Origin of the sequence: Lysinibacillus alkalisoli, from assembly GCF_014643595.1 — a bacterium.
GTDB classification, from domain to species: Bacteria; Bacillota; Bacilli; order Bacillales_A; family Planococcaceae; genus Metalysinibacillus; species Metalysinibacillus alkalisoli.
This window is the reverse complement of the sequence record NZ_BMJT01000001.1, coordinates 88,615-104,439: the sequence shown is the minus strand read 5'-3', so window position 1 is coordinate 104,439 and position 15,825 is coordinate 88,615. Positions and strand designations below refer to the sequence as shown.

Annotated in this window: 13 protein-coding genes and 1 riboswitch; of the genes, 6 read left to right on the top strand and 7 right to left on the bottom strand. The window is 35.3% G+C overall.

Annotated elements, in window-relative coordinates:
- Positions 1 to 63: 63 nt before the first annotated feature.
- The 4 genes from IEW44_RS00445 to IEW44_RS00430 all read right to left on the bottom strand — a co-directional run bounded on the left by IEW44_RS00445 (position 64) and on the right by IEW44_RS00430 (position 3,687).
- Positions 64 to 1,767 (bottom strand): S-layer homology domain-containing protein, encoded by a 1,704-nt coding sequence (locus tag IEW44_RS00445; RefSeq protein WP_188613046.1) that lies wholly within the window; start codon positions 1,765 to 1,767, stop codon positions 64 to 66.
- A gap of 83 nt (positions 1,768 to 1,850) precedes the next feature.
- Positions 1,851 to 2,636 carry an ABC transporter permease gene (locus IEW44_RS00440; RefSeq protein WP_188613045.1) on the bottom strand — a complete coding sequence of 262 codons (786 nt, stop codon included), beginning with the start codon at positions 2,634 to 2,636 and terminating at the stop codon, positions 1,851 to 1,853.
- The gene (locus tag IEW44_RS00435; protein WP_229704122.1) at positions 2,633 to 3,487 is read right to left on the bottom strand and encodes an ABC transporter ATP-binding protein; all 855 of its coding nucleotides are present in this window, start codon (positions 3,485 to 3,487) and stop codon (positions 2,633 to 2,635) included. Before IEW44_RS00435 ends, IEW44_RS00440 begins: the two co-directional genes overlap by 4 nt.
- The gene (locus IEW44_RS00430) at positions 3,484 to 3,687 is read right to left on the bottom strand and encodes a PLD nuclease N-terminal domain-containing protein (protein WP_188613043.1); all 204 of its coding nucleotides are present in this window, start codon (positions 3,685 to 3,687) and stop codon (positions 3,484 to 3,486) included. Before IEW44_RS00430 ends, IEW44_RS00435 begins: the two co-directional genes overlap by 4 nt.
- A gap of 218 nt (positions 3,688 to 3,905) precedes the next feature.
- On the opposite strand from IEW44_RS00430, the gene pyc reads away from it, so the two are divergent.
- A complete protein-coding gene (pyc, locus tag IEW44_RS00425; RefSeq protein ID WP_188613042.1) occupies positions 3,906 to 7,343 on the top strand; it encodes a pyruvate carboxylase in 3,438 nt (1,145 codons plus the stop codon).
- A 161-nt stretch (positions 7,344 to 7,504) separates the two neighbouring features.
- On the opposite strand, the gene IEW44_RS00420 is transcribed toward pyc, so the two are convergent.
- Positions 7,505 to 8,251, bottom strand: coding sequence for a LytR/AlgR family response regulator transcription factor (locus IEW44_RS00420; protein ID WP_188613041.1), 747 nt, complete (start codon positions 8,249 to 8,251; stop codon positions 7,505 to 7,507).
- Positions 8,248 to 9,498 (bottom strand): GHKL domain-containing protein, encoded by a 1,251-nt coding sequence (locus tag IEW44_RS00415; protein ID WP_188613040.1) that lies wholly within the window; start codon positions 9,496 to 9,498, stop codon positions 8,248 to 8,250. Before IEW44_RS00415 ends, IEW44_RS00420 begins: the two co-directional genes overlap by 4 nt.
- Before the next feature lie 109 nt (positions 9,499 to 9,607).
- Between IEW44_RS00415 and ccsB the strand changes: the two genes are divergently transcribed.
- Both ccsB and IEW44_RS00405 read left to right on the top strand, forming a co-directional pair.
- Positions 9,608 to 10,684 carry a c-type cytochrome biogenesis protein CcsB gene (ccsB, locus tag IEW44_RS00410; RefSeq protein WP_188613039.1) on the top strand — a complete coding sequence of 359 codons (1,077 nt, stop codon included), beginning with the start codon at positions 9,608 to 9,610 and terminating at the stop codon, positions 10,682 to 10,684.
- Positions 10,685 to 10,753: 69 nt separating this feature from the next.
- Positions 10,754 to 10,892, top strand: a riboswitch (adenosylcobalamin (AdoCbl) riboswitch).
- A gap of 4 nt (positions 10,893 to 10,896) precedes the next feature.
- Positions 10,897 to 11,157, top strand: coding sequence for a hypothetical protein (locus IEW44_RS00405; protein ID WP_188613038.1), 261 nt, complete (start codon positions 10,897 to 10,899; stop codon positions 11,155 to 11,157).
- Between the two features lie 179 nt (positions 11,158 to 11,336).
- Here the strand turns inward: IEW44_RS00405 and IEW44_RS00400 are convergent, their stop codons facing one another.
- The gene (locus tag IEW44_RS00400; RefSeq protein ID WP_188613037.1) at positions 11,337 to 12,002 is read right to left on the bottom strand and encodes an ATP-binding cassette domain-containing protein; all 666 of its coding nucleotides are present in this window, start codon (positions 12,000 to 12,002) and stop codon (positions 11,337 to 11,339) included.
- Positions 12,003 to 12,554: 552 nt separating this feature from the next.
- Here IEW44_RS00400 and IEW44_RS00395 point away from each other — a divergent pair.
- Genes IEW44_RS00395 through IEW44_RS00385 form a run of 3 tightly spaced genes read left to right on the top strand, consistent with a single transcriptional unit; the run spans position 12,555 to position 15,822 of the window.
- Positions 12,555 to 13,457, top strand: coding sequence for a polyprenyl synthetase family protein (locus tag IEW44_RS00395; protein ID WP_188613036.1), 903 nt, complete (start codon positions 12,555 to 12,557; stop codon positions 13,455 to 13,457).
- Positions 13,458 to 13,468: 11 nt separating this feature from the next.
- Complete coding sequence (gene comX, locus IEW44_RS00390) at positions 13,469 to 13,633, top strand: competence pheromone ComX (RefSeq protein ID WP_188613035.1); 165 nt, start codon at positions 13,469 to 13,471, stop codon at positions 13,631 to 13,633.
- Complete coding sequence (locus IEW44_RS00385) at positions 13,624 to 15,822, top strand: ATP-binding protein (RefSeq protein WP_188613034.1); 2,199 nt, start codon at positions 13,624 to 13,626, stop codon at positions 15,820 to 15,822. The genes comX and IEW44_RS00385 overlap by 10 nt, the downstream gene beginning before the upstream one ends.
- Positions 15,823 to 15,825: the final 3 nt, after the last annotated feature.

Genomic DNA, 15,825 nt, shown 5'->3' with positions numbered 1-15,825 from the left:
TAATAAAATAAGACGCCTAACAAGAGCTTACCTTGTTGACGTCCCTTAGTTAGCACTGCTTGATTATTTAAAATCGATTGTTTCTAACGTTTTATACAAAATTTCTGCTAATTGTGAACGCGTTAATTGATCTTTAGGACCAAAGTTACCATTCAAATAACCATTCATAATCCCTTGTGATTTAACAAAAGCAATATCATCTACATAATCTGCATTGATTGCTTTTACGTCAGTAAATCCTAACTTCTCTGTTGTTTCTTCCACACCTGCATAGCGTAAAATACGTGCTGTAAATACTGCGGCATGTTCACGTGAAATTGTACCGCCTGGTCGGTAATTACCATTAGTATCACCCGTTGTAATACCTGCTTCATAAAGCGCTTGAATCGCATCTTCAAATGCTAAACCTTCAATATCTTTTAACGTTGTTTCTTTTGTAGGTACTAAACCTAATGAACGAGCTACCATGGCCGCATATTGCCCTCTTGTGACTTTATTAGCAGGCATAAAATTACCTTGCGAACCTTTAATAATATGGCGATTTGCTAAAAATTGAATGCGTTCACGGTTAGGAAGCTTAGCAATATCTTTTAATTCAACCGATTTCGCAATAGGCATAACTGTTTTATTTTCTTTAGTGAATACTGTGACTGTATTCCCTTTAACATGATATGGTGTTGCGTTTAATTTATCATCTGTGTAAGCAACTGCACCATCTTTACTCATAAAAGTGAAACTTGAATAGGCAGATGTAATAGGTAAGGCGATGGCATTACCATCTGCTCCCACTAAGTTGATGGCATATGTTACTTTTTCGTCTTGATGCGTGACATTAACCATGACCGCTGAAAAATCTTGCTTCAAAGAATCTTCTGTGAATAAGGCCGTTGGTATTGTCACAGTTGATAAGTCACTTTTAATTACAATGGTATCTACTTTATCAATAAGGTCCTCTAAAATTTTCTTTTCAATATTTGTATGCAAGACTGCCTCTGATGAATTTACAGTAGCTGTTGCTACACCGTCTTTAATCGCAAATTTCGGTGTATTTACAACGTTGATCGTTGTTGTCACAGGGTCTCTTGGTGTGCCAATAAACACATCATTATCCATAGCTACTGTTAAAGCACCTAACTTAGTTACTTCACCTGCTAATTGTAATTTCACTTGTTGGTTACTAACTCTTTCTACCGCCTTTACTGTGATGTCTTGCCCTGTAATCGTAAACTGGTCTTGTGCGAGCACTTCAGCAAACTCGTCCCCAACTAAGTCTAATGTTATGGACGGGTTTACAGCACCCATATCAACGATGTCCGCAGCAGTTACAGCTGCCCAGCGCGAATAATAGACATGCAATTGGTCATCCGCTTGTACTTCATAACTACCAATACCAACTTGTGGCTCCGCATCATTAATGCTATAACTCCAACCATCCCAGCCATTAAATTTGCCTGTTTGATCATCTGCTACCATATCTAAAAAGGGACCATAATCTGATTCTACTACGGAATAGGTTACGTCATTCTTCTCCACAAATTGCTTAAAAGCATCTAGTGCTGTTGCACCTTCTGCAACGTCAATCGGCCCCTCAGCTACTGTAGTACCACTAGCATTTGTAACTTTCATATTTACAGAAAATACTGCCTCTTTAGCTTGCTCTACTTTTTCTGTTACTTTTTCTGTAGCCATAGCTGAAGTAGGTGCTAAAATTGTTACACCTAGCATAACGGCCATACTTGCTTTTAACCATTTACTTTGTTTTTGCACAATCCCATCTCCCTTATTCATTTTTCTCTTATTTATTTTACCATAGTTTACTTTTTCATTGAGTGATGGAATAGATTAAAGCGTTAAATTGTCACAGTATCCTTTTTATGCTTCATCGCTATCATAGCTACGACAATGAAAATGACACTGCTCATTACACTACTGATAATACTCAACCAAACATCTTGTAGCTCCACACTATGCATGGACACACCGACTGCATAATGTGGCAATTTCCATGGTGAGATTGTCCAGTATTGACCAAGTATTGCATCTACAATAATGCCCCCATATAAAACAAGTACGCTTAATGCAATAGATAAAGCATTTTTACACCATGCGCTGCATAAAAGAGCAAAACTAATCACAAATAAAAGCCATATACTATATAGACTAAACGCAATACTCAACTCGCGTATCGTTATGGCACCATATAAAAGAGTAATATAATAAGTGCTTGCTAACATACCAACACATACACTAATTAATACAAGCGTCAACATGCTACACAGCTTACTCCATATAAATGAAGCAACAGGGATCGGTCTAATATAGAGAAGGGCGACTGCACCTTGTTCGCGTTCTTTACTAATCATCATAGCCGTAAGTACAATTACAATGACAATCCCTATCGTTTGGAACTGTGAAATAGTAGCACTTAACACCTCTAATGGGCTTAATTTTGGAAATGTTAAAGCCATGCCTTCGGGTATATTACCGACTGCCTGTAAAATATCTTTCATATAATAGGTAGTGAGTGGATCCATAATTCCCAATAAAATAAAGACTAAAGGTAACCAAATTAACCGATAACTACGCCATATTTCACGATACTCTTTTTGCATAAGTAACCATACAGGTTGATTCATTTTCCCACCTCCAAAAAAATATCTTCTAACGAAGGTTCCTTCCAGCCTAATCTTTTAATTTTTTCACTATGCGGTGCAGCAATAGCTAACAATTGATGCATCGTATAGCGAGTAGCACTTAATAACACACGCTCACCTTCTACTTTACTTGGCATCTGTGCAGCAAACTGCATAGCATCTTGAACGGTATAAAAAACAACTTCTAATTGTTTACCACCATATTTTTGTTTGACTTCTTGTAAACTACCTTGCTCTTTAATTTGACCATCTTGAATAAAAAGTACATTATCTGTTACTTGTTCTGCGTCATGTAAAATATGTGTGGCATATAATACTGTCGTATCTTGTAAATTATGAATAATATTCATTACATCACGTCGTCCAATTGGATCTAATGCCGAAACAGGCTCATCTAACAATAATAATGTCGGTTGGTGAATGAGTGCTTGAGCAATCCCTAGCCGCTGTTTCATACCTCCTGAATAACCTTCAATCTTTCTTTTGCTATCTTTTATCAAATCGACAACTTCAATTACTTTAGCACTTGCTAAAATAGCCTGTTTTTTTGTTAATCCACTCAATTGAGCTACCATCATTAAATATTCTTCAGCATTTAGCCATGAATAAAACTTAGGGTACTGTGGCAAAAACCCGATTTCTTTAGGGGGTGGTAACCAACAACGGCCTGATGTAGCAGTTGTCAACTGTGTCAACATAGATAATATCGTAGTTTTTCCTGCTCCATTTGGACCGATTAAAGCTGTTTTCGTATTTTTTTCAAGCGTAAAACTTACATTTTGGACTGCTATATGATGACCATAGTGTTTGGTTAAATTTTCTACTTTTATCATGATTGTCTTCTCCCTAAAATAAAATATAGAACAGGGCCTAACATACTGATAAAAAGGACAATTAACACCCATACTAACTTAGGTCCATTAACCTCATGTGAGCGTTTAATATCAATAAGTGCTATTCCCATTAGTAATAGTTGTATAACAATAAGCGGCAATATTAATTTCCAAGGAATACTTTGCCATACTTCTTCCATCTCAATCATCTCCTTTTTGTTATATACAAAGTATAACAAAATTGATGTACTTTTAATATAACAGATTTAAAGTCCAACTATTTGATAGAATTCAGGTTGAAATAGTTTAGTGCCTTTGATAACTTTAAAGTACTCATTGCAAAATGGGAAAATGTACATGAGCAATGATATTTTGCAAGAAACAAAGCTTATTTCGATACACTTACAAAGGGGTTGTGATGATGACTAAGCGCATTAAAAAGATTCTTGTAGCAAACAGAGGGGAAATTGCCATTCGTATTTTCCGAGCTTGTAACGAGCTTGGTATACAAACGGTCGCTATTTATTCAAAAGAAGATAGCACATCTTATCATCGTAATAAAGCTGACGAATCGTACCTAGTAGGCGAAGGGTTAGCACCGATTGATGCCTATTTAGCTATGGAGGATATTATTCGTATCGCGAAACTAAGCGGAGCGGATGCTATACATCCTGGGTATGGTTTTTTGTCAGAAAATATCGCATTCGCAGAACTTTGTGAAGAGTCCGATATTATTTTTATTGGACCTGCTACGAAACACCTCGACATGTTTGGTGACAAAGTTAAAGCGAAAGAACAAGCAAAATTAGCAGGGATCCCTGTCATACCTGGTAGTGATGGCCCTGTGACCTCATTACATGATGTAGAAGCATTTGCTAATACATATGGCTACCCTATTATTATTAAAGCATCACTAGGTGGTGGCGGTAGAGGGATGCGGATTGTACAAGAAGCAAGTGAATTAGCTGATGCTTACCAAAGAGCAAAATCCGAGGCAAAGGCAGCATTTGGCAATGATGAAGTTTATGTAGAACGTTTTGTGCATCAGCCTAAACATATTGAAGTCCAAATTTTAGCTGACCAACATGGCAACCTCGTGCACCTTTTTGAGCGAGACTGCTCTGTACAACGTCGTCACCAAAAAGTTGTAGAAGTAGCACCTTCTGTTGGGTTATCTATTGAATTGCGTAAACAGATTTGTGAGGCCGCTGTAAAATTAGGCAATAATATTAACTATGTGAATGCTGGTACAGTGGAGTTTTTAGTATCTCAGAATGAATTTTTCTTTATTGAGGTAAACCCTCGTATTCAAGTAGAACACACCATTACCGAAATGGTAACAGGCATTGATATTGTGCAATCGCAAATTTTAATCGCCGAAGGTTATGAACTACATGGCAGTGAGCTTAGTATTCCACAACAAGAAGATATTTCCACACATGGCTTTGCCATTCAATCACGCATTACAACAGAAGACCCATTAAATCACTTTATGCCAGATACAGGACGTATTAGTGCGTATCGTTCAGGCGGTGGTTTTGGGGTTCGTTTAGATGTAGGTAATGCTTTCCAAGGTGCTGTAATCACACCATTTTATGATTCTTTACTCGTAAAATTGTCTACACATGCCATGACATTTGAAAAAGCAGCTTCTAAAATGGCGCGTAATTTACGTGAGTTTCGTATTAGAGGGATTAAAACAAACATTCCTTTTTTAGAGAACGTTGTTAATCACCCTAACTTTTTAAATGGCGATTATAATACTTCATTCATTGATATTACACCTGGCTTATTCGCCTTCCCTGAACGTCGTGACCGCGGGACAAAAATGTTATCATACATTGCTAATGTAACTGTTAATGGTTTTCCTGATGTTGAAACACGCCAAAAACCAGTATTTGATAAATTAATCGTACCAAAAAGTGAAACACCAACAGAAATGGTTACTGCTAAAACAATATTAGACCAACATGGGCCTGCTGCTGTAAGCCGTTGGGTAAAAGACCAACCGAAAACATTAATAACTGACACTACATTTAGAGATGCTCACCAATCGCTATTAGCAACACGTATTCGCTCTAAAGATTTGCTTACAATCACAAAAGAAACAGCAGATTTATTACCTCATTTATTTTCGATGGAAGTATGGGGTGGTGCCACATTTGATGTCGCTTATCGCTATTTAAAGGAAGACCCTTGGAAACGTTTAGAAACGATGCGTCAACTTGCACCAAACACATTATTCCAAATGTTATTACGTGCTTCAAACGCTGTTGGCTATAAAAATTATGCGGATAATGTGATTGAGCGCTTTGTTAAAGAAGCTGCCAACGCTGGGGTAGATGTTTTCCGTATTTTTGATAGTTTAAACTGGATTGAAGGTATGCAAGTAGCCATTAATGCTGCTCGTCAAACGGATAAAATTGTAGAAGCTGCAATTTGTTACACAGGTGATTTAAACGATCCATCACGTGCGAAATATACAATTGATTATTATAAAAAGATGGCTAAGCAACTTGAAGACGCTGGTGCTCATATCTTAGCGATTAAAGATATGGCTGGACTATTAAAGCCAAATGCTGTGGAGCGTTTAGTAAGTGAGTTAAAAGCTACTGTAGACATCCCTATCCACTTACATTCCCATGATACAAGTGGCAATGGCATTTATATGTATGCGAAAGCCATTGAGGCTGGCGTTGACATTGTAGATACAGCGATAGGTGCTTTATCAGGTCTCACTTCTCAACCTAATATGCAAACATTATATTACGCTATGGAAGGCCATGACCGCCAACCTGAGGTAGCTATCAATGCTATGGAAGACCTGTCATCTTATTGGGAGGATGTGCGCAAATACTATAGCGATTTTGAAAGTGGACTTAAGGCATCCAACACAGAAGTATACCAACATGAAATGCCTGGTGGCCAATTTAGTAATTTACGTCAACAAGCCAAGGGTGTGGGTTTAGGTGAACGTTGGAACGAAGTAAAAGATATGTATGCGCGAGTCAATCTCTTATTTGGCGATATTATTAAAGTAACTCCTTCATCCAAAGTCGTTGGTGATATGGCATTATTTATGGTGCAAAATGATTTAGATGAACAAGCCATATTTGAAAGAGGCATGGCAATTGACTTCCCTGACTCTGTTGTTGAATTATTCTCTGGCTATCTAGGTCAACCTGTGGGCGGGTTCCCACAAGAGCTACAAAAGATTATCTTAAAAGGCAAAGCACCCATTACAGTACGTCCTGGTGAGCTAATTCCAACAGTAGACTTTGATGCACTTAAAGTAGAATTACAAGAAGAAATATTACGCGAGCCTACAGAGCAGGATTTACTTGCCTATGCCTTATATCCAAAAGTATTTTTGGAATATTGCCAAACACAAAGCCTATTTGGTGATATTTCATCATTAGATACACCTACATTTTTACATGGTATGACAGTAGACGAAGAAATTAGTGTAGAAATTGAAAAAGGAAAAACGTTAATCATTAAATTGATTGCTATTGGTGAGGCAGCCGCTGATGGCATGCGCAACATTACTTTTGAATTTAATGGGCAAACACGTACAGTTCGTGTTAAAGATAAAAACGTTCAAACGACTGTTAAGCAAGCAGCAAAAGCAGATGCTAAAAACCATAACCATATTGGTGCTACAATGCCTGGCGCTATCTTGAATGTTCTTGTGGATGTTGGTGAATCAGTGAAGCAAGGCGACCATCTCATTATTACAGAAGCTATGAAGATGGAAACGACGATTCAAGCACCTCGCGCAGGTGTCATTAAACAAATTTATGTACAGTCTGGTGACAGTATTCAAACCGGTGATTTACTCATTGAATTTGAATAATCTTATTTCGTACAATAGCACATCATAAAAAAGTGGCAAAGGGAAACATAAATGCTCCCTTTGCCACTTTACATTTTTATAGCTTCGCGCGCTCATAACATACTTATACTACTCGGCCCTACCATATCATGAATAATACGTTTTTTCTAAAGCATATTACATTACAATTTGGATACTATTGTTTGCCACTGTTGAATAATCGCTTTCATTTTACGAATCGCTACTGGTAATTCAATGCCATTATCTAATAATAATGTACGTTTTTTACGGTCTATCACACTGACAAAGTGCAAATTAACCATGCAACTCCGATGACATCTTATGAAATAGGGTACAATATTTTCATAGTCTGATAATTTACCATACCACTCATAATAACCATGACGCGCACATAAAATTAATTTATGTGGTTGTGCTGCTGCCTCTATACTATACACATCACGAAGGGCTATATTTTTTATACTATCTCCTATTGTCAGTTGTAAAACTTGTGCTTGTGAAGCATGCTTACCTAATTGTTGATAATATTGTGCTGCTGCCTGTAAAGCTTGTTGCACTTGGGCTTCTTGATTTGCGCTTGATTTAATAACAAAATCTAACGCCTGGACTTTATAAATAAAAGTATCACGCCAACGATTTGCATGGCTCGTTATAAAAATAATGACAGCTAATACATTTGCATTTTTAATCTGTTTGGCTAATGTTATACCATCTATCTCATGTTGCAAATCAATATCTAAGATATACACATCGGCTTGTGCTACTTTATTAAAAGTGAGTACATCTTCAGGTGTGCTAGTAGATAATACAATTTGCGCATAAGGGAGATGAAATAATATATAGTTTTGAATAATGCTCTCAAGTGTTAATCGTTGTTGTTCATGATCTTCACATAGCACAATTTTCATGCTTCTTCTCTCCTTATCATGAGTTGTTGTACGAATTGTTGTCTTTCCATATATGTTAATAATCGCACATGCGGATATTTCGTTAAAATCTGCTGTACATTAGCTAATCCCAACCCTTTCCCATTCTCTTTTGTAGTTATCCCTTTATGGAAAATTTCAGGGATATTTATCATTTCTTCTACGTTATTTTTAAAGGTACATATCATTTCATTTGGTAAAAGAAGAAATGATATATGAATATTGCCTTCTTCGCTATTCGCTTGCAAGGCATTATCGATAAAAATACCAAAAATCCGTGCTACATCAATAACATCCATATAAAAGTTTGTTATTTCCTCGGAAATTTCAATAGTGATATTAGCTTCTTGTTGTAGCTTCATCGCTAATAAACCTTTAATTGCAGGGATTTTCACGTGGCTGATTTGTTGGATCGTGTGCTGTTGTCGCCACATTTCCTGCTCTAATGTAGCAATATGTTGTTGATAAAATTGTGTTAAACTTTTTAAATCTCCCTTTATCATATATTGTTGCATAGTTAAGAAAATATTGTGGTAGTCATGTTGTAGGCTCTCTAATTTACTATTCACTTGCTCTACATGTTGAATATATTGCGCAAATTGCTCATAAATTACTCGCTCATAAACCATCTGTTGCCTTGTCAGCACCACATATAAACTACCAATACTCACCATTAAGAATATAGTAAAACTTAATACTACAATAACAAGTTGTTGACTGGTAGCTCTAATATATGAAGTGTCTTCAAGTAAAAAGAAAATCGTATAAAAAAAACATAATGCCACTATAACCGTGATAATGAATATAGTAACCGCCTTTGCAGATACATGAACATGCATAAAGTGCGCAATAAAATACCGATATAGCAATAAAAAGGGACTCACGAGGAAAAGTATAAACATCACATGCCATACAATAGACAACTCATAATGAAAAGCAAGCACCATAACAGCATACTGCGTGATCATAATGCATAAACTTATTACTACAACATGAAAAATCACCCATATATCTTTTGTAAGACGCCAAAAATAACGAATACTCGCTACAATTGTAATAATAGGGAAAAGCCAATCATAATGAGGTAATAAGTTAGCGACCAAACCAATACTTGCATTTATGAAGAAGCTTACTCGTAACCTGTGCCAAGTTAAACGAATACCACACACATAAAATATCGTTAAGAAAAAACCAAAATAATTGCCCATTATTAACAGCATAACCATCATTAGTTTGACACACCTTACATTAGAGAGTAATAAATGAACATTCATGATATTTTAATACACACACATTATAGTACCTCCTATACTGATTCATAACTGAGGAGGTATTTTAATGAATTTCATTACCATAAGTACACAATTATTATTTTTATCTTTTATTTTATTACTGCTAAGTTTAATTCCTTTAGGCTTTGTTGTTCGCAACAAAACACCACGCATGTTATTTTTAGCACATTCTTTTATTTATAGTACAATAATTTGTCAATTATTATTTATTATGACGCGTTGGATTGGTGTAGGTCATGCACCTGTTAGCAATATGTATGAGTTTATGACCTTCTTTGGTATTCTTTTTCTGCTTGTTAGCTTATTTATATATCAACACTATAAGCAAATAGCCATTTTATTATTTTCAGCTACTATTGCTATTATTATCATTGGCTACGGCGCTACATTCTCACATGATGCCTCGCCGCTAATTCCTGCTTTACAGAGCCACTGGCTAGCTGTTCATGTAATTACGGTTGCTTTATCTAGTGCCATCTTGTCTATATCGTTTATTACAAGTTTACTTTGTCTTTTACAAAAAATCGATCGTAACAAACATCCTAAAGCTCACATTGCTTTAGAATGTATTTTATTTCAACTTGTTGTCGTTATTGGTTATATTATCAATCAATTAGTAGTAGCTCGTTTTATTACTCCCACTATTTTAGCATATGACAACTCAGGATTATTCCATGCCCCACAGTGGTTAGACATCCATAAAGCCAATACGCTCTTATTGGCTTATGGCACTGGTTTTTTATTATATATAGGTCTTCGCATCATTGGCAAAAAAACGATAGTTGGTATTTTACAACCCTTTACTGTTACCTTATCGCCTCAAACTTTAGACGATATTACGTACCAAGCGATTTTAATTGGCTTTCCTTTATTTTCACTTGGCGGGTTAGTTTTTGCTATGATTTGGGCTCAACAAGCTTGGGGACGTTTTTGGGGATGGGACCCTAAAGAAGTTTGGGCACTTATTACATGGTTATTTTATGCTGGTCTTTTACACTTTCGTTTTGTTAAAGAGGCCGATGAAGAAAAAACAGCGTGGCTAGCTATCATTGGCTTTGCACTTATTATTTTTAATCAAGTTTTTGTAAACTTAATTATTGCTGGTTTACATTCTTATGCCTAACTATGTTGTTTAAACTAGCATGATAGGAAACAACAGACCATTAGTATTGCATGAAGCAATGCTATAATAGATGAAACGGAAAATGGAGAAGATTTGAGGAAACTAGTGAAAATCTAGTGCTGTCGCGCAACTGTAATAGGTCATTCCTAAAGCCAGATACTCTTTCTTCTCAAGTACAGCCATAACCTACGCGGAATAGGAGGTGCATGAGTATGACAAGAGATTTGCATACTCACAGTGCGACGGAATTTTTAGGGACCATACCTACAATACCTGAACCTGTGAAACAACAAGTCGACCTGTATCGTGCAATGCTTAAGGAACAATTGATGATGAATCTACACACTCAGCCTAAAAGTCTACAAACGTTAAGACAACAATTACTAGATGAACACGAGACAGCAACACATCCATTCATTGATCAAGCCTATGAACTTGTTAAGCATGAGCTCACAACATGGCAAGACTGGTAATATAACCATGTGGTAAAGGGATTTTAGTCAGCCCCTTTACCACTTTTATAGGGATGTTAACTTTCAAGCACACTATTTCATGAGATGAAATTTTATAGATTTTACCCACAAAAAAGTGACCACTGAGATAATTCAGTGGTCACTTTTTCTTATGGGAGACTAGTTATGAGCTAACCTCTTCATCCTAATAATTTTTTTAAATAGCGCTCACACGTTAGTTTCTCTATTTGTTCAGTAAAATCGCATTGCACCATGCTACCTTTGTCTAAAACATAAAGGCGCTCACATATGAGTGGCGGATTTTGTTTTTGAGACCCAGAAATAATAATGGTCATTCCTTGTCTCTTTAACATAAGTAACATAAAGGTTAACTCGTCTAGAGCTAATGATGTCAAATGTGACATAGGTTCATCTAATAATAAAATTCGAGGTTTTTTCATAAGTGCTCGTATGATATGCAATTGATATTGTTCGCAATTTGTTAGATTTTCTTTGTCTTTATGAAGAAATGCTTGTACATTCCAACTACATATAAAATCTTGTTGTGTGTGTAAAAAATATTCATATGCTTTCCATTCCTGCACCGTAAAAGTAGCATTATGCATAGTAGACATCGTTACAAGTTGTATCGCTTCTTTCGATTTTTCATCTTGATCAAACGAAATACGATACATGCCACTAGATGGTTTAAAAGCGCCTGTAATCAATTGAAGAAAAGCCGCTTTTTCCTTTAACTGTGTACTCATGACACCAACAATTTCACCTTGATTAACCGTTAATGTAATGTTATTCAATGTTGTAAAACCATCTATGATTTTTGTTACTTTATCTAGCATAATAGCCATCTTTTTTCACCTCTATGTTTCTCATTATATAGATGTTACTATGATTAGCGCTATGGCGGTATACCGCATACTACATTGTGCATTACTCCTAAAAAAAGAGCCAAACTGTCCAACCACAGTTTAGCTCAAGCGTTCTATCATATGTATTGCTTTAGAATAGGTGGTAAAGCAAATCTTCTATGATAAGAACTTGTCGAATAAAATTAGGATGTATAAGCCAACTTGACATCTTAAGTTAACTTAACTGGTATGACTCCATTATATAGTACATTGACCGCAATTACGATTGCGTGTTTCCGCATTACTTTATTGCGTGTTTTGCTATAAAAGGATATATATACATTTATTACATTAATGCTTTTATCCTACCTTTATTTATATTTATTTGTTTTTTCCCGACATTAACGTGCCATATCTTAGGTAATACGTATATCCCCTAGCCATACTTACATACTAAAAAATTGTAGCAAAACCTATGTATTGTATTTTTTTATTACTAAAGTTGAATATTTTTGGTAATTATATGTATAATGAGATTAGGAGGTATCGTGAATGATGTATGTAACACAGATTCATAAGGAAATGGAAACGTTGATTGAAAGCGTAACACTCACACATAATTTTAAACGTTTATTGCAAGATTGCTTAGTACGCAAACTATCTACAGAATATGATTTCTCATTTGGTAGTGTGTGCATTATGCATTTCAAAGAACTTGCTAACTATGATTCCGAAGAAATCTTTACCATTGCAGCTGCATTAGAGTTATTAATTTTAAGTGGCGATTTATTGGACGATGTTCAAGACCGAGATAGTGATGATAAATGGAATGCTACGTATGATGAATTATTATGTGCTTCACTTGCTTTTTTATCACTTTACAATGCCGTATTGGTACAATCCTCTTTTGTCTATAAAAATGAAGCTTTACAACACACTACCCAGCTACTACTACAAAGTATTAATGGGCAATATTTAGATGTAGGTACAGCTAACATGACAGAAGAGCAATACCTTACTATGACAGAAAAAAAATCAGGCGCATTATTTAATTTAAGTTGCCAGTTAGGCACTGTTTTAGCTACGGGTAATATGTGTGCAACAGTGACCGAATATGCTCTATGCTTTGGTATCATCCAACAAATTAATAATGATTTGCATGATTTACTACCAAGTAGTGCTAAAAATGATCTTGTGAATCGTAAGTTATCGCTACCAATTTTATACCTTTTGCGAGACAATAATAAAGAAACGGCTGCTATTCGGGAGTATTATCGTAATCTAGAACTTTCTCATTTCCCTATCTCTGATTATGCCTCAACAATTGTAGATAGCGGCGCTATACATTATGCTAACGCTATTAAATACATGTATAAACAGAAAGGACTGTTAGCATTACATAAGCAACAATTTCAATCACAACATACTTCCTACCTAAATAAACTATTGGAGTGAGGTGAAAAATAATGGAAAAAATCATTCGCTTTTTTATTGAAAATCCAAAAGCTGTACAACTCGTACAAAAAAATGAATTATCGCTAGTAGGTGTATCTTCTACAGAACAACAAGCAGCATTAGAGGCTTTTAATGGCCCTGTAGAACCTCTTAAATATGTTACAAAATGGAGATAAAGAAAACTTCTCTTATATTATTTTTTTGTTATCTGATTTTAATTAGTTATTTAGTATTTTTAAGTTTTAATACAAAAATTATAGAAATTACAGTCGAACAAAAAAATAATGAGTGGTTTATTACGTCTATTTATGACAAAAGTTGGGGCGACTCTTTAGGTATTAAAGAAGGTAATAAAGTTACACATATTAATGGTCAAAAAATTAAGAATTTGTCTCATGAGAAGTCTTTTAAAATTAGAACAGCTAATACCTTAACTATTATTAATGATAAAAAGGCTTTTGAATTAAAAGTTAAACAAAGTAAAAATGAGTTATTCTTCAAAGCCATTAAATTATTATATATTGTATTAGTAGGGTTTATCGCTCTTTATCTTTTAATTGGTAAAGAACATGGCTTTATACAACCAACCACTTTTATTATATTTCTACTTACTACAACAGTTGCATATATTTCTGTTGACCTATCTGTAAGTGACCATATTTTGGGTTGGCCACTATTATCCACGAGTATGATTTTAAGTTTGGTTTTATTAACCCACTATACACATATTTATGTGCAACATTTAAAACAAAGAACACCATATAAGCTTTTTACTATTAGTCTGTATAGCATAGTGATACTAAATATTGCTATGCTTTTACAGCCTAGTATGAATGCTTTTATGACAACTTTTGTGTTAGTGATGGTAGTAGGTTTATTTGTTTTGTCTTTAGCCTTGTTAATGCAAGGTTATGTACAATTAAAGTCTAAACAGCTCCTACTTCTTATCTTTTGTTTAATTGTACCTTGTTTGCCATTTATGTTGTTATTTGCTTTGCCGACAGCCGTATTTGGTGTAGCACTCATACCAGCCGATGTTGCCATGTTGTTTACTGTTTTTATTCCGATTTCATTTTTATTGGTGCAACTGCCTGAGCGTTTAGTGGATTTATCGTATCAAATGCCACGTTTGCGTTATTTTTCGGCATTTGCTATTTCGACGTCCACTATTTTAGCAATTGTGATGTATATTATGTTCAATTTGCCATTGTATCAATTAGGCTGGCTCTTTGTTACTACGGTCCTTACGATTATTATTTCTTTATATATTAAAGAGCGTGTGGATTATAATAAGCGCCATATTTTATATTCACCTCAAGGTGGATATATTCAACTCGTTTACAACAGTGTAGAGCGTATGCGTGATGCTACTACTGTTACAGAATTATTGCATCTTTGTTTAGATGAGATTAAAAAGCAACTACACATTCAACAGGTGCATATGTATGAGTATAACTTAATTGATGGGGCTGTTATGACCAATACCATTCCAGGCATTACAAAGGCGCAAGTTGAGAAAGCTCGCACAGGGCGCATGATTAAATATGATGATGGGTATGCTTTGTGCATTTATCATACGTTAGATACGAAATATATTATTACATTGACGGATTCCGACATCTTTCATATTAAACGTGAAGAAATTTTATGTTTAGAACTGCTTAGTTACTACACTAATTATTTCATTGAACAAACAAAGCGTGTAGAAGACTTAATTCAAGAGTTACAAAGAATGAAAAGTGCAGGCGTCAGTCAACCTGGGTGGCTCAACCAATTATTATGGCAGCAACTAGAAGAGGACAAGCGATTATTAGCTCAAGAACTACACGATACTGTATTACAAGAGCAAATCCATATTATTCGCAAACTAGAAAATGTAGATACTCCTTTTGTCAATGAACAACGCATCCAATTAATGAAAACTAATCAAGTATTACGCCATTATTGTGAGCAATTAAAACCTCCGTTGCTACATGAAAAGGGATTAACCATTGCATTAACACGCCTATGTGAAAATATTGAAGAAAAGACACCACTTACAATTTTACTACGAGATACAAGTGAAGATTATCATAATGAAGCTATGGCACTCGCCATTTTTAGATCCATTCAGGAACTACTTAACAACACGTTAAAACATGCGGATGCTAGCGAGGTCATTATCACATTAAATACAATTGATGATGAACTCTATGTTACTTACTCTGATGATGGAATTGGGTTTGACCTAGCTATTTTAGAACAAACAAGCTCTATGGGGTTGAATGGGATACGTGACCGCATTAAAGCATTTGGTGGTGAGATGACGATTGAATCTGAGCCAAATGAAGGCATGTTTGTCAACATCATCATAAAGGAGAGATAATTA

Bases quoted from the DNA above. Each gene is read 5' to 3' on its own strand.
- IEW44_RS00440 (WP_188613045.1), bottom strand. From the start codon at position 2,636: ATGAATCAACCTGTATGGTTACTTATGCAAAAAGAGTATCGTGAAATA.
- IEW44_RS00435 (WP_229704122.1), bottom strand. From the start codon at position 3,487: ATGATAAAAGTAGAAAATTTAACCAAACACTATGGTCATCATATAGCA.
- IEW44_RS00430 (WP_188613043.1), bottom strand. From the start codon at position 3,687: ATGGAAGAAGTATGGCAAAGTATTCCTTGGAAATTAATATTGCCGCTT.
- pyc (WP_188613042.1), top strand. From the start codon at position 3,906: ATGATGACTAAGCGCATTAAAAAGATTCTTGTAGCAAACAGAGGGGAA.
- IEW44_RS00420 (WP_188613041.1), bottom strand. From the start codon at position 8,251: ATGAAAATTGTGCTATGTGAAGATCATGAACAACAACGATTAACACTT.
- IEW44_RS00415 (WP_188613040.1), bottom strand. From the start codon at position 9,498: ATGATGGTTATGCTGTTAATAATGGGCAATTATTTTGGTTTTTTCTTA.
- ccsB (WP_188613039.1), top strand. From the start codon at position 9,608: ATGAATTTCATTACCATAAGTACACAATTATTATTTTTATCTTTTATT.
- IEW44_RS00405 (WP_188613038.1), top strand. From the start codon at position 10,897: ATGACAAGAGATTTGCATACTCACAGTGCGACGGAATTTTTAGGGACC.
- IEW44_RS00400 (WP_188613037.1), bottom strand. From the start codon at position 12,002: ATGGCTATTATGCTAGATAAAGTAACAAAAATCATAGATGGTTTTACA.
- IEW44_RS00395 (WP_188613036.1), top strand. From the start codon at position 12,555: ATGATGTATGTAACACAGATTCATAAGGAAATGGAAACGTTGATTGAA.
- comX (WP_188613035.1), top strand. From the start codon at position 13,469: ATGGAAAAAATCATTCGCTTTTTTATTGAAAATCCAAAAGCTGTACAA.
- IEW44_RS00385 (WP_188613034.1), top strand. From the start codon at position 13,624: ATGGAGATAAAGAAAACTTCTCTTATATTATTTTTTTGTTATCTGATT.